Source organism: Acidovorax temperans, from assembly GCF_006716905.1.
Taxonomy (GTDB): Bacteria; Pseudomonadota; Gammaproteobacteria; order Burkholderiales; family Burkholderiaceae_C; genus Acidovorax; species Acidovorax temperans.
This window is the reverse complement of the sequence record NZ_VFPV01000003.1, coordinates 733,449-746,143: the sequence shown is the minus strand read 5'-3', so window position 1 is coordinate 746,143 and position 12,695 is coordinate 733,449. Positions and strand designations below refer to the sequence as shown.

Genomic DNA, 12,695 nt, shown 5'->3' with positions numbered 1-12,695 from the left:
TCCTCCTGTTTCACAGTTTTCTCACAAGGAATCGACATGACCGATCTGCAAAAGCGTTCGTTGTTCAAAGTGGCGGCACTGTCTGCCCTGGCGGCTGCAGCCATGGTGGGCTGCGGCAAGAAGGAAGAGCCTGCGCCTGCTCCCGCCCCGGCACCTGCGGCAGAAGCCCCAGCACCCAAGCCCGAGCCACTGAAGATCGCTTTTGCCTACGTGGGCCCTGTGGGCGACGGCGGCTGGTCTTTTGCGCACGACAACGGTCGCAAGGCCATCGAGAAGGAATTTGGCGACAAGGTAGTGACCAGCTTTGTGGAAAGCGTGCCCGAATCCGCCGATGCCGAACGCGTGCTGCGCGACCTGGCTGGCCAGGGCAACAAGCTGATCTTTGGCACCACCTTTGGCTACATGGAGTCCATTCAGAAGATCGCAGGCGACCTGAAGGACGTGAAGTTTGAGCACGCCACAGGCTACAAGACCGCCGAGAACGTGCGCACTTACGACAGCCGCACCTACGAAGGCGCCTACATGGCCGGCGTGATCGCTGGGGCCATGACCAAGTCCAACACCCTGGGTGTGGTCGGGTCGGTGCCAATCCCTGAAGTGATCCGCAACATCAACAGCTTCACGCTGGGTGCGCAGTCGGTCAATCCCAAGATCAAGACCAAGGTGGTGTGGGTGAACGAATGGTTCAGCCCTCCCAAGGAAACCGAAGCCGCGACCAGCCTGATCAACGGTGGCGCCGACGTGCTGTTCCAGAACACCGACTCGCCTGCCGTGCTCAAGACGGCCCAGGAAAAGGGCAAGCGCGCCTTTGGCTGGGACAGCGACATGACCGCCTACGGTCCCAAGGCCCACCTGGCTTCTGCCGTCATCAACTGGGGGCCTTACTACATCAAGGCCACCAAGGATGCACTGGAAGGCAACTGGAAGGGCGGCGAATCTTCCTGGTGGGGCGTGAAGGAAGGCGCGATCGACATCGTCTCCATCGCCGACGACGTGCCCGCCGAAACCAAGGCCAAGGTCGAAGAGGTGAAGAAGGGCCTGGCCGATGGCAGCTTCGTGATCTGGAAGGGCCCCATCGCTGGCCAGGACGGTAAGCCCGTGCTGGAAAAAGATGCTGTGGCCGACGACAAGTTCCTGGGTGGCATCAACTTCTACGTCAAGGGCGTGGAAGGCAAGATCCCTGGTGCCGACAAGAAGTAAGGCACTGTTTTTCTGAAGCCAAGGCCGCCTTCGGGCGGCCTTTTTTTATCTTGTCCTGGTTTGTTGGTTTGCATTCAGATGGCAAAAGGGCATGATGTTTTCAACGATACCCACGGAGTCTGCCCATGTTCAAAGTCCCCCCCGTTCCTGCCCAGCGCCTGCCCGAATTGTTGCGCCAGATGCCCAAGGCCGAGCTGCACATCCACATCGAGGGCTCGCTGGAGCCTGAACTGATCTTCGCGCTGGCCCAGCGCAATGGTGTCAGCCTGCCCTATACCGATGTGGAAAGCCTGCGCCGGGCCTACGCGTTCACGAACCTGCAGAGCTTCCTCGATATCTACTACGCCGGCGCCAGCGTGCTGTTGCACGAGCAAGACTTCTACGACATGGCCTGGGCCTACTTCGAGCGTGCCGCGGCCGACAACGTGGTACATGCTGAGTTGTTCTTTGACCCGCAGACACACACCGAGCGCGGCGTGACCATGGCCACGGTAGTGCATGGCCTGCACCGCGCCTGTGTGGATGCGGGGCAGAAACTGGGGGTGAACGCCTCGCTGATCCTGTGCTTCCTGCGCCACCTGAGCGAAGAGTCTGCCTTTGAAACGCTGGAGCAGGCCTTGCCATTTCGCGACAAGTTCATCGGCGTGGGGTTGGACAGCAGTGAACTCGGCCACCCGCCAGAGAAGTTTGCCCGGGTGTTTGCCCGCTGCAAGGAGCTGGGTTTGCACCTGGTGGCCCATGCGGGTGAGGAGGGCCCCCCGGCCTATATCTGGAGCGCACTGGATGTGCTGAAGGTGGAGCGCATCGACCATGGCGTTCAGGCGATCCACGACGCCGCCCTGATGCAGCGCCTGGCGCAGGAGCGTATTCCGCTCACGGTGTGCCCACTGTCCAATCAGAAGCTTTGCGTCTTCCCCAACCTGGCTGACCACAACCTGGGCAAGCTGCTGGATGCAGGGCTGGCCGTCACCGTCAACTCTGATGATCCCGCCTACTTTGGGGGCTACATCAACGAGAACTTCACCCAGCTGTTTGCCGCCACGGGCCTGACGGCCAGGCACGCGTACCAACTGGCGTTCAACAGCTTTGAGGCCAGCTTTGCCACCAACCCGCAAAAGCGGGCGTGGGAGCACCAGCTCAAAGGGGTGTTCGAGCGCTTTGTCGAGTATGACTGAGTCCGTTGATTACGCTGGCGCCGCAATGGCGGCTGCAAGGCGTTCGGCATAGCCTTGCAGTGTGGCGGTGTCTGGCTCTTTGCGAGGCCAGGTGAAGGTGACGCCATCCTGTGCATGGCGCGGAAGCACATGGATGTGAAAGTGAAAGACCGTCTGGTCGCCCTCGCGCCCGTTGGCCTGCAGCAGGGTGATTCCGGGTGGCTGGAAGGTGGCCTCGATGGCTTTGGCCACACGCTGCGCAGTTTGCATAACAGCGGCGGCCTCCTGGGGCGTCAGGTCCAGCAGCGTGGTGGCATGGCGCTTGGTGGCTACCAGCACATGGCCGGGGTTGACCTGCCCGATGTCCATGAAGGCGAGGGTCATGTCGTCCTCGTACACCCGGGCCGACGGTATTTCGCCAGCCACCAATAGGCAAAAGAGGCACTGGCCAGGGGGCGTGGAGTCAACGAACATGGGCATGCGGGAGGCCTTCGCAAACGTGTGGGTGATGGCGGTATGGTAGCCCGCACTGCAACCTGGAGAGGCTGCGGTAAAATCACAGACAAAGACCGCTGTCCCGGCGGTTTTTTGTTTTCTGTCCCCGGGACCATGTAGAGGAACACCATGTACAAAAACCTCGCTGCCGCGCTCGCGGCCGCCTGTTTTTTCTCCCCCGCTTTTTCCCAAACCCCCGCGAAGCCGCAGGCCGAGCCCGTGAAGGCTGGCTTTGTCTATGTTTCGCCCATCACGGAGGCGGGCTGGACGCGCCAGCACGAAGAGGGGCGCAAGGCCGTCGAGGCCGCGCTGGGCAGCCAGGTCAAAACCACCTTTGTCGAGAACGTAGCCGAGGGCGCGGATGCCGAACGTGTGATCCGCGACCTGGCCGCCACCGGGCACCAGATCATCTTCACCCCCAGCTTTGGCTACATGGAGCCCACGCTCAAGGTGGCGCAGGACTTTCCCCATGTGAAGTTCGAATCCATCACCGGCTACAAGCAGACCGCCAATGTGGCCACAGCCAATGCGCGCTATTACGAAGGCCGATACCTGGCGGGCATCGCTGCAGGCCGCATGAGCAAGACCGGTGTCGCCGGGTTTGTGGCGGGCTTCCCCATTCCTGAGGTGCTGCAGGGCATCAATGCCTTTACCCTGGGCATGCGGTCGGTCAACCCGCAGGCCACCGTCAAGGTCGTGTGGCTCAACGTGTGGTTTGACCCCCCCAAGGAACGCGATGCCGCCATGGCGCTGTTCAACCAGGACGTGGACGTGATCGCCTTCCACACCGGCTCCACGGCCGTGATGGCAGCGGCGCAAGAGCGCGGCAAGATGGCCGTGGCCTACCACTCCGACATGCGGCGCATCGGGCCTGATGCGCAGATCGTGGCCGTGACGCACCAGTGGGGGCGCTACTACACCGAGCGCGTTCGCGCTGCAGCCAACGGCACCTGGAAGAGTGCCAACCTCTGGGGCGGCGTGCGCGAGGAGATGATCCGCGTCGGTGACTTCGGCACCCGCGTCCCGGCGGCTGTGCAGCAGGAGGTGCTGAAGGCGCAAAAGGCCATTGGAGCCGGCACGCTTCTGCCCTTCCGTGCAGGCAAGACCCCCGTGCGCGACAACGAGGGGCAGGAGCGGATTGCTGCAGGCCAGGCGCTGGGCGATGCACAGATCCTGCAGATGAACTGGCTGGTGGAAGGGGTGGTGGGCAAGCTGGCGCGTTGAGCGCCCCCGTGTTCCCGCATGGACTCGGCCCATGCCTTGAATGCTGCCGTCCATAGCCACTATGGGGTGCGCCGTATGTGGGCGCGGGACGGTGCCAGTAAGCTAGTGTGGTGTCTCAAAAATAGATAGAACTATTTTGACCGGTGTTGGTCGAATCAGCTTCCTTATAGGAGACTACACCGATGGCCCACCCTGGACGCCCCGCCACGAAGCTGCAGATCACCGATGCCGAGCGCGCAGAGCTGCATGCGCGACTGCGCGTACGCAAAGCGCCCGAGGACGAGAAGCTGCGCATGCGAATCGTGCTGGGCTGCGCAGATGGGGAGTCGGGCACCATGATTGCCCAACGCTTGGGCACGACGGTGCAAACTGTCTCCAAGTGGCGGCGGCGCTACCGGGCGTATCGTCTGGCGGGTTTGACCGATGCCCCGCGCGCTGGCCGCCCGCGCAGTGTGGGCGACGAGCAGGTTCAGCTCATTGTGGACAAGGTTCGCCAGAGCAAGCCTGACAACGCCACGCACTGGAGCGTGCGCCAGATGAGTCGGCACGCTGGCGTATCGCCCGCGACGGTGCAGCGCATCTGGCATGCCTTTGGGCTGAAGCCGCACCTGCAAGAAACCTTCAAGCTATCGACGGATCCCCATTTCGTGGACAAGGTACGGGATGTGGTGGGGCTGTATATGGCACCACCCGATCGCGCCTTGGTGCTGTGCGTGGACGAGAAGAGCCAGATCCAGGCTCTGGATCGCACCCAACCAGGGTTACCACTGACGTTTGGCAAACCCAGCACGCGCACGCACGATTACAAGCGCCATGGCACAACGTCGCTGTTTGCAGCGCTGGATGTGGCCACTGGCAAAGTCATAGGACAGCTCAAGCGCCGTCACCGCAGTGTGGAATTCCTGCAGTTCCTCAAAGCCATCGATGCAGCGGTGCCTGGCGAACAAGACATCCACCTGATCATGGACAACTACGGCACGCACAAGACGCAGGCAGTGCGGGCCTGGCTAGCAGCCCATCCTCGCTACCACGTTCACTTCACGCCCACCTCAGCGTCCTGGCTCAATCTGGTCGAGCGTTTCTTTAGCCAGATCAGCGAGCAGTGGATCAAGCGCAGCGCCCACACCAGCGTTGCTCAGCTGGAGCAATCCATACGGGAATACATTGATCGTCACAACGAGGATCCCAAGCCGTTCGTGTGGCATAAAAGTGCGGACACCATCTTGGCATCTGTGGCGCGGGCAGCGAGTACCATTATTTGATGATTACTTTTGAGACACCACACTAGTACCCATGTCTGTATACCGTTCCGCCCTATTGCGCTTTGCCGACGACGGCCGCGCCCTGTATGACGAAGATGGCCTGCTGGCCATTGGCCCCGACGCGCAGGGCCGCCAGCGTGTGCTGGCGGCAGGCTCATGGCAGGCGCTGGGCTCGCAATACGCAGACCAGCCTGTCACCCACCTGCCGGGGCGCATCCTTGCGCCCGGGTTTGTGGACATGCACATCCACTTCCCGCAGACGGACGTGATCGGTTCGCCCGCTGACGGGTTGCTGCCCTGGCTGGAGAACTACACATTTCCGCATGAAAAACGCTTTGCAGCGCCCGATTACAGTGCGCAAGTAGCTCAGTTTTTTATAGCAGAGCTGTTGCGCAACGGCGTGACCACGGCGCTGGCTTTTTCCACCTCGCACCTCGCCTCGGTGAATGCCTTGTTCACCGAGGCGCAGCGCCAGCATTTGCGCCTGATCACCGGCAAGGTGCTGCAGGATCGCCACTCGCCCGATGGTGTGCGTGACGACACCGAACAAAGCCTCATCGATACCGAAGCGCTGATCCAGCGTTGGCACGGTGTGGACCGCCTGGGCTACGCCATCACGCCGCGGTTTGCACCCACCAGCACGCCTGCGCAGCTGCGCGGCGCGGGCGAGCTGGCGGCACGCTACCCCGATGTGTGGATCCAGTCGCATGTGGCCGAGAACCTGGACGAAATCCGCTGGGCGCGCGAGCTGTTTCCGCGCTCGCGCAGCTACCTTGGCGTGTACGACGACTTTGGCTTGATGCGCGAGCGTGCCGTGTATGCGCACTGCATCCACTTCGATGACGATGACCGGGCCCTGATGCGCGACACCGGCGCAGTGGCCGCCGTCAGCCCGACGAGCAACCTTTTTCTGGGCAGCGGGTTTTTCGACTATGCGGGTGCCGACCGGGTGGGCTTCGGCTACGGCCTAGCCAGTGACGTGGGCGGCGGCACCAGCTTCAGCCCCTTCCATACGATGATGGCCGCCTACTACGTGGGGCGCGAAGGGCAGACCAAGCCTGGCCTGAGCCTCTCGCCCCAGCAGCTGTGGTGGCAACACACGGCGGGTGCAGCCCAGGCGCTGGGCCTTGCGGGTGTGGTGGGGAACCTGCAGCCTGGGTGCGAGGCCGACTTTCTGGTGCTCAACCCCGAAGCTACGCCGCTGCTGGCGCGCAAGACGCGCCAGGCCCAGAGCCTGGATGAGCTATTGTTTGCGCTGATCGTGCTGGGCGACGACCGGGTTGTGGAGCAAACGGTGATTGGTCAGCAAGGTGCCAACCAGCGTGCCACCTAGCGCGATGTTGCGCAGAGCAGGCGTTTGAACGCGTATCGCAGAATCATCCCTGCGTCGATACCGCGTTCGAAGGATGCCTTGCCCCGTAGCTGGGTGGCACAGTGTGCCGATGCACCAAGCTGCGCCAGACGCGTGCGGCGCGTGTTTGCTTTGACCCAGGAGGTATCCATGTCCCCGACCCACTGCTTGCGCGGTTTGCTGTTCGTCGCTGCACTGACGCCGTTGGCGGCGTTGGCGCAAGACCCGCCCAAAGAGCCTGCATCCCCGGCCCCAGCGGCTTGTGAGGCGCGGGCTGGCGCACCGCAATGGCTCCCTTGTGGGCCGGATCGGGTGCTGACCGAGGCAGAGATCAAGTCCATGCTCATCAAGGACGATGCGGTGACCAAGATGCTGGTCACCAGCGGAAAGTCGGGCAAGCGGTTCTTCGTTCACTTCAGACCGGGCGGAAAGCTGGAGTCCGGTCCCGAAGGCGGTGCCAACTTTGGCAAAAGCTGGAAGTTCAAGGGAAACCAGGTATGCCGCGACTACTACCGCATTGCGCAGGTGGATTGCGGTACTTTCGAGTTGCAAGGCACGACCTTGTACCTGTCGGATGATGATGGCTCGCGGAGCCCCGTGAACACCCTGGAGTTCGCCAAACCTTGATGCAGTTGAGGCTTTGTCCTGTGGCGGCGGCAGAATTCTCAAGCAAAATATGGCTCGGGCGCCGATTTATCAAGCGCCAGCAGCTATCAAAATCGTAGTATTTGCCGAGGAATTTGCAGCATGAGCATCAAGAGCGACAAATGGATCCGCCGCATGGCCGAAGAGCACGGCATGATCGAGCCCTTCGAGCCCGGCCAGATCCGTGAACGCGAAGGCCACAAGATCATCAGCTACGGCACCAGCAGCTACGGGTACGACATCCGCTGCGCGCCTGAATTCAAGGTCTTCACCAACATCCACAGCACGGTGGTGGACCCCAAGAACTTTGATGAAAAGAGCTTTGTCGATTTCCACGGCGACAGCTGCATCATCCCGCCCAACAGTTTTGCGCTGGCCCGCACGGTGGAGTACTTCCGCATTCCACGGAATGTACTCACCATCTGCCTGGGCAAAAGCACCTATGCGCGCTGCGGCATCATCGTCAACGTCACACCGTTCGAGCCCGAGTGGGAAGGCTACGTGACGCTGGAGTTTTCCAACACCACGCCACTGCCTGCGCGCATCTATGCGGGCGAGGGCTGCGCCCAGGTGCTGTTCTTTGAAAGCGACAAGGACGATGTCTGCGAGGTCAGCTACAAGGACCGCGGCGGCAAATACCAAGGCCAGGTGGGCGTGACCTTGCCCAAGGCCTGAGGCCCAGGCGTTAGCGGGCGTTGCAGCCGAAGGCGAGTGAAGGCTCGCCCCCGCGCTACGCCTGCACCACCACGCAGTTGCGGCCCTCGCGCTTGGCCTGGTACAGCGCCATGTCGCCTCGCCGCAGCAGTTCCTGCGCTGTGTCCTCCGCGCCCCGCAGTGTCGACACCCCCGCGCTGATGGTGAGCCCGCCAATCACCGGGTAGCCCAGGGACGCTTGCGAATCCACCAGCTCCTGTGCAATGGTGCGCGCGCCTTCCAGGTCGGTGTCGGGCAACAGCACCGCAAATTCCTCACCGCCCAGCCGGGCCACCACGTCGGATTGGCGCAGCCGCGTGGCCAGTGTGGCGGCCAGCCGCTGCAGTACCTGGTCGCCCACATCATGGCCATGCGTGTCATTGATGCGTTTGAAGTGGTCCACATCCACCGTGATGATCGACAAGGGGCGGCCGCTGCGGCGTGCCAGGGCCAGGTCGTGGTTCATCTGCGCATCAAAACCACGCCGGTTGAGCAGCCCGGTCAGCGGGTCGCTGCGGGCCTGGCGATCCAGCTCCTGGTTGGCTTCTTCCAGCTGCTGGGTGCGCTGCCGCACCTGGGTTTCCATCGCCTCGTTGGCAGACAGCAGCTTGTGGATCATGTCGCGCAGCGCGGAAGATAGCCGCTGCACTTCGCGGCTGCTATGGGCTGCTGGAATATCAGCCCCCGGCTTGCCTGCCTCCAGATCCTTTGCGGCCCGCGCCAGTGCGTCCAGGTCCTCGCTCAGTCGGCGCGCAGCCAACCAGGCCAGTAGCGATGCCACGGCGGCCGCTGCCAGGCCACCCAGCAGGGCTTTGGCCACGGCCGCGTCGGCTTGGGCAAAGGCAATGTCCACGGGAATGCGCGCCACGATGTGCCAGCCCAGGTCGCTTTCAGCGTTGCGTGCGGGCAAGTGTGCGTGCGCCGTCAGGTAGGTCTTGCCGTCTTGCCAGCGCAGCACCTTGATTTCACGGGGCTGGTGGGCATCGCTGGGTACTTTGGCAAAGCTGGGATCGGGCAGCGCCTGGCCCAGCCGCTGGAGCACCGCTTGCTGCTTGCCTGGGGCGTGGATGAGCTGCCCGCTTCTGTCAAAGATGAATACTTCCAGCTGCTGCTCGCGTGCCACGGCAGGTGTCAGGGTCTGGATCATCTCGTTGACCCATTCCCAGTAGCCATGCACGCCCAGCACCCCCACTGTTGTGGATCCGACGCGGATGGGCGCGGCAAAGTCTACGAATCGATAGGGGTCGCCGCTCTTGGTGGGGGGCAACAGGCTTTCCAGCAGCTTGGCGGGGTGGGCGTCGCCCACATAGGGCGCTTGCAAGCCAGCCCGGAACCAGGGCCGTTCTTCCACGTTTTGGCCTAGCAGCATATTGTTGGTAGCGGCGCGAACCACGCCTTGGGCGTCGGCTACACCGAGCCAGAGGCTGTGGGGCTGCATGGCCTGCTGGCGGGCCAGGACGTGCTTGACTTCGGCAGTGTCCAGGCCGTGGCGCCAGATGACTTCTGCATCGGCCAGCACCTGCACTTCTCGGATGCGCTCAAACAAACCGTGGGCCAGGAAGGCAGCCGCATTGTCCGTCACCATTTGCAGGGATGCGTTGGCGTCCCCCTGGATGCGGCGCTTGAGTGCCTCGCCAAATCCGAGCGACAGCAGCACCGCCAGCGTCACCACGAGGGCGCCGAACACCCATGCAATTTGGGTGCGCAAGCTGCGCCCCGAGATGAGAGAGGGGAGGGTGTTCAATGGCACCGATGGCGTCCTTCAGGGGGCTTGTTGCCCGGGCCGCGCATTGGCGCCTTCGTGAATGGGGGCGCGGCAAAACGGCCTGCAGCTTGCGTGGTCAGCATGGTCGCACTTTATACAGGCTTCAGGGGCGGCTGCTGTGCAAAACCCGCTATCCGGCACCGGCCAAGGGCGGCAGGTGCGCGCACTGCTGTTTACCAATCAGCCCTTCGCGCTGGATTGATCGCCGAGAACTTGGCCTAATATCGAGGCCATACCCCGCGTGGTGGCGAGGTGCAGGGAGCAACAGCATGAAATGGGAAGGTAACCGCGAGTCGGACAACGTGGAAGACCGCCGTGGCAGTGGGGGTGGGGGCGGCATGCCCGTGTTTGGTGGCCGCAGTATCGGCATCGGCACCATCGTGATCGCGCTTGTGGGTGGCTGGGTGCTGGGCATCAATCCGCTCACAATCCTGGGCCTGCTCAGTGGGGGCGGCATGCCTGCGCAGGTGCAGCAGGCCCCAGCGCAGCGCCCACCGGCAGACGACACCATGGCCCGCTTCGTATCGACCGTGCTGGCGGATACGGAAGATGTCTGGCAAAGGGTTTTCCGCGAGGGTGGCGGGCGTTACCAGGAGCCACGCCTGGTGCTGTTTCGTGGCGCCACGCCCACCGCCTGCGGCACGGGGCAGGCAGCAATGGGCCCGTTTTACTGCCCCGCAGACCAGAAGGTGTATATCGACCTGGGCTTTTACGAAACCCTCAAGAGCCGCCTGGGCGCGCCCGGCGACTTTGCCCAGGCCTACGTGATCGCCCACGAGGTGGGGCACCACGTGCAGCACCTGCTCGGCATCACTTCCAAGGTGGACCAGATGCGCGGCCGGGTGAGCCAGAAGGAATACAACGCCATGTCGGTGCGGCTGGAGCTTCAAGCCGATTGCTTTGCTGGCGTGTGGGCGCACCACGCGCAAAACGCACGGCAGATTCTGGAGCAGGGCGATGTGGAAGAGGCCATGAACGCGGCCGCACGCATAGGCGACGATGCCCTGCAGCGCGCCAGTGGTGGCGCTGTGGTGCCTGACAGCTTTACCCACGGCAGCAGTGCGCAGCGCCAGCGCTGGTTCCACACGGGTTTGAAGCAGGGCTCGGTGCAGGCCTGCGACACGTTTTCTGCTCGCAGCCTCTAAAGCCGCGCTGGGCTCAGGGGTGGGCGGGGTGGCACTGCGTTGATTTTGGATGTAATCAGGCGGTAGCGCCCGTGTGAAAAGCGCAGGCAGCTATTTTTTTGATAGCGGTTTGCGCTGCCTTTCACCGCAGCAGCACTTATCCAGCCCCGCCCGTCCGGAAAAAAATGCGTTCTTGGGCCTGCGGTGCGACAATAGTGGGCTAAATGACAAGTTCCTTTTCCAATTTATCGCTGGCCGAGCCGCTAGCGCGCGCCGTAGCCGAAATGGGCTACGAATCCATGACGCCCATCCAGGCACAGGCCATTCCCGTCGTGTTGACGGGGCAGGACGTGATGGGTGCGGCCCAAACAGGCACCGGAAAGACGGCAGCCTTTTCGCTGCCCCTGCTGCAGCGCCTGCTCAAGCACGAAAACAGCTCCACCTCACCTGCGCGCCACCCCGTGCGCGCCTTGGTGCTGCTGCCCACGCGCGAACTGGCCGATCAGGTCGCCCAGCAGATCGCCCTGTACGCCAAGTACACCAAGCTGCGCAGCACCGTGGTGTTTGGCGGCATGGACATGAAGCCCCAGACGCTGGAGCTGAAAAAAGGCGTTGAAGTGCTGGTGGCCACCCCCGGCCGCCTGCTCGACCACATCGAAGCCAAGAACGCTGTGCTCAACCAGGTGGAGTACGTGGTGCTCGACGAGGCCGACCGCATGCTGGACATCGGCTTTTTGCCAGACCTGCAGCGCATCCTTTCGTACCTGCCCAAGCAGCGCACCACGCTGCTCTTCAGCGCCACGTTCTCGCCTGAAATCAAGCGCCTGGCCAGCAGTTACCTGCAAAACCCCATCACCATCGAAGTGGCACGTCCGAACGAGACGGCCTCTACGGTGGAGCAGCGCTTTTACAGCGCAGGCGATGATGACAAGCGCCGCGCCATCCACCAGGTGCTCAAAACCCGTGGCATCAAGCAGGCGTTCATTTTTGTGAATAGCAAGCTCGGTTGTGGCCGCCTGGCCCGCAGCCTGGAGCGCGAAGGCCTCAAGACCGCGGCGCTGCACGGCGACAAGAGCCAGGATGAGCGCCTGAAGGCGCTGGAAGCCTTCAAGCAAGGCGAGGTGGATCTGCTGGTGTGTACCGATGTGGCCGCGCGTGGTCTGGACATCAAGGACGTGCCTGCCGTGTTCAACTTCGATGTGCCCTTCAATGCCGAAGACTACGTGCACCGCATTGGCCGCACCGGCCGCGCTGGCGCGTCTGGCTTGGCTGTGACGCTGGTGTCGGGCAGTGATGCCCGCCTGGTGGGCGACATTGAAAAGCTCATCAAGAAGAAGATCGAACTGGAAGCTATCGAATACGACGATGACCGCCCCAAGGAACGTATCAACGACGGCCGCCGCGCATGGCGCGAAGGAGCGGATTCGAACGACCCGCGCAGCGCAGGCTCTGCCCACCGCCGCGAGGCGCGCGAACCCCGTGAACCGCGCGAGGGCCGCGAACCCCGTGACTACCGTGGCTTCCGCCCTGCCACGGTGTCGCGTGACCCGTTCTTTGCCAAGCCTTACGAGCCCAGCGTCTCTGACGCAGCACCCGCTTGGGAAGCTGCCGCCAAGGTGCCCGCGCGCAGCGGCATTTCGGCCAACATCAAGCCCAAGCGCAAGGTTGCGGCACTGTTCAAGGCGGTTCCGGCCACCGAGCCCACCAGCCAGTCGTGATGAAGAAGCGCCCCTGTTCAGGGGCGTTTTTTTTGATTAAATCGTGCTCCAGCGCTTGCTGGGT

General features: G+C 62.9%; 11 protein-coding genes. 9 read left to right on the top strand and 2 right to left on the bottom strand.

Annotated elements, in window-relative coordinates; translation table 11 throughout:
* Positions 1-36: 36 nt before the first annotated feature.
* Both BDD18_RS18300 and BDD18_RS18295 read left to right on the top strand, forming a co-directional pair.
* Complete coding sequence (locus BDD18_RS18300) at positions 37-1,200, top strand: BMP family ABC transporter substrate-binding protein (protein ID WP_066692596.1); 1,164 nt, start codon at positions 37-39, stop codon at positions 1,198-1,200.
* Positions 1,201-1,325: 125 nt separating this feature from the next.
* Positions 1,326-2,375, top strand: coding sequence for an adenosine deaminase (locus BDD18_RS18295; RefSeq protein ID WP_142084955.1), 1,050 nt, complete (start codon positions 1,326-1,328; stop codon positions 2,373-2,375).
* Positions 2,376-2,384: 9 nt separating this feature from the next.
* On the opposite strand, the gene BDD18_RS18290 is transcribed toward BDD18_RS18295, so the two are convergent.
* Complete coding sequence (locus tag BDD18_RS18290; RefSeq protein ID WP_066692590.1) at positions 2,385-2,834, bottom strand: HIT family protein; 450 nt, start codon at positions 2,832-2,834, stop codon at positions 2,385-2,387.
* Positions 2,835-2,978: 144 nt separating this feature from the next.
* On the opposite strand from BDD18_RS18290, the gene BDD18_RS18285 reads away from it, so the two are divergent.
* From BDD18_RS18285 to dcd, 5 genes are all read left to right on the top strand, one after another.
* On the top strand, positions 2,979-4,073 hold the full coding sequence (locus BDD18_RS18285) for a BMP family ABC transporter substrate-binding protein (protein WP_066692587.1): 1,095 nt from the start codon (positions 2,979-2,981) through the stop codon (positions 4,071-4,073).
* A 182-nt stretch (positions 4,074-4,255) separates the two neighbouring features.
* Positions 4,256-5,335, top strand: coding sequence for an IS630 family transposase (locus BDD18_RS18280; protein WP_005801445.1), 1,080 nt, complete (start codon positions 4,256-4,258; stop codon positions 5,333-5,335).
* A gap of 31 nt (positions 5,336-5,366) precedes the next feature.
* The gene (guaD, locus tag BDD18_RS18275) at positions 5,367-6,668 is read left to right on the top strand and encodes a guanine deaminase (protein WP_066698747.1); all 1,302 of its coding nucleotides are present in this window, start codon (positions 5,367-5,369) and stop codon (positions 6,666-6,668) included.
* 168 nt (positions 6,669-6,836) lie between these two features.
* Complete coding sequence (locus BDD18_RS18270; RefSeq protein ID WP_142084953.1) at positions 6,837-7,313, top strand: hypothetical protein; 477 nt, start codon at positions 6,837-6,839, stop codon at positions 7,311-7,313.
* Between the two features lie 120 nt (positions 7,314-7,433).
* Positions 7,434-8,006 carry a dCTP deaminase gene (dcd, locus tag BDD18_RS18265; protein ID WP_044396909.1) on the top strand — a complete coding sequence of 191 codons (573 nt, stop codon included), beginning with the start codon at positions 7,434-7,436 and terminating at the stop codon, positions 8,004-8,006.
* A 55-nt stretch (positions 8,007-8,061) separates the two neighbouring features.
* Here the strand turns inward: dcd and BDD18_RS18260 are convergent, their stop codons facing one another.
* Complete coding sequence (locus tag BDD18_RS18260; RefSeq protein ID WP_244939139.1) at positions 8,062-9,774, bottom strand: sensor domain-containing diguanylate cyclase; 1,713 nt, start codon at positions 9,772-9,774, stop codon at positions 8,062-8,064.
* Positions 9,775-10,058: 284 nt separating this feature from the next.
* On the opposite strand from BDD18_RS18260, the gene ypfJ reads away from it, so the two are divergent.
* The gene (gene ypfJ / locus BDD18_RS18255; protein ID WP_142084951.1) at positions 10,059-10,934 is read left to right on the top strand and encodes a KPN_02809 family neutral zinc metallopeptidase; all 876 of its coding nucleotides are present in this window, start codon (positions 10,059-10,061) and stop codon (positions 10,932-10,934) included.
* Positions 10,935-11,137: 203 nt separating this feature from the next.
* Complete coding sequence (locus BDD18_RS18250; protein ID WP_044396913.1) at positions 11,138-12,631, top strand: DEAD/DEAH box helicase; 1,494 nt, start codon at positions 11,138-11,140, stop codon at positions 12,629-12,631.
* Positions 12,632-12,695 lie beyond the last annotated feature (64 nt).

Coding starts and splice junctions, on each gene's coding strand:
- BDD18_RS18285 (WP_066692587.1), top strand. CDS start 2,979: ATGTACAAAAACCTCGCTGCCGCGCTCGCGGCCGCCTGTTTTTTCTCC.
- BDD18_RS18250 (WP_044396913.1), top strand. CDS start 11,138: ATGACAAGTTCCTTTTCCAATTTATCGCTGGCCGAGCCGCTAGCGCGC.
- BDD18_RS18270 (WP_142084953.1), top strand. CDS start 6,837: ATGTCCCCGACCCACTGCTTGCGCGGTTTGCTGTTCGTCGCTGCACTG.
- BDD18_RS18295 (WP_142084955.1), top strand. CDS start 1,326: ATGTTCAAAGTCCCCCCCGTTCCTGCCCAGCGCCTGCCCGAATTGTTG.
- dcd (WP_044396909.1), top strand. CDS start 7,434: ATGAGCATCAAGAGCGACAAATGGATCCGCCGCATGGCCGAAGAGCAC.
- ypfJ (WP_142084951.1), top strand. CDS start 10,059: ATGAAATGGGAAGGTAACCGCGAGTCGGACAACGTGGAAGACCGCCGT.
- guaD (WP_066698747.1), top strand. CDS start 5,367: ATGTCTGTATACCGTTCCGCCCTATTGCGCTTTGCCGACGACGGCCGC.
- BDD18_RS18300 (WP_066692596.1), top strand. CDS start 37: ATGACCGATCTGCAAAAGCGTTCGTTGTTCAAAGTGGCGGCACTGTCT.
- BDD18_RS18290 (WP_066692590.1), bottom strand. CDS start 2,834: ATGCCCATGTTCGTTGACTCCACGCCCCCTGGCCAGTGCCTCTTTTGC.
- BDD18_RS18280 (WP_005801445.1), top strand. CDS start 4,256: ATGGCCCACCCTGGACGCCCCGCCACGAAGCTGCAGATCACCGATGCC.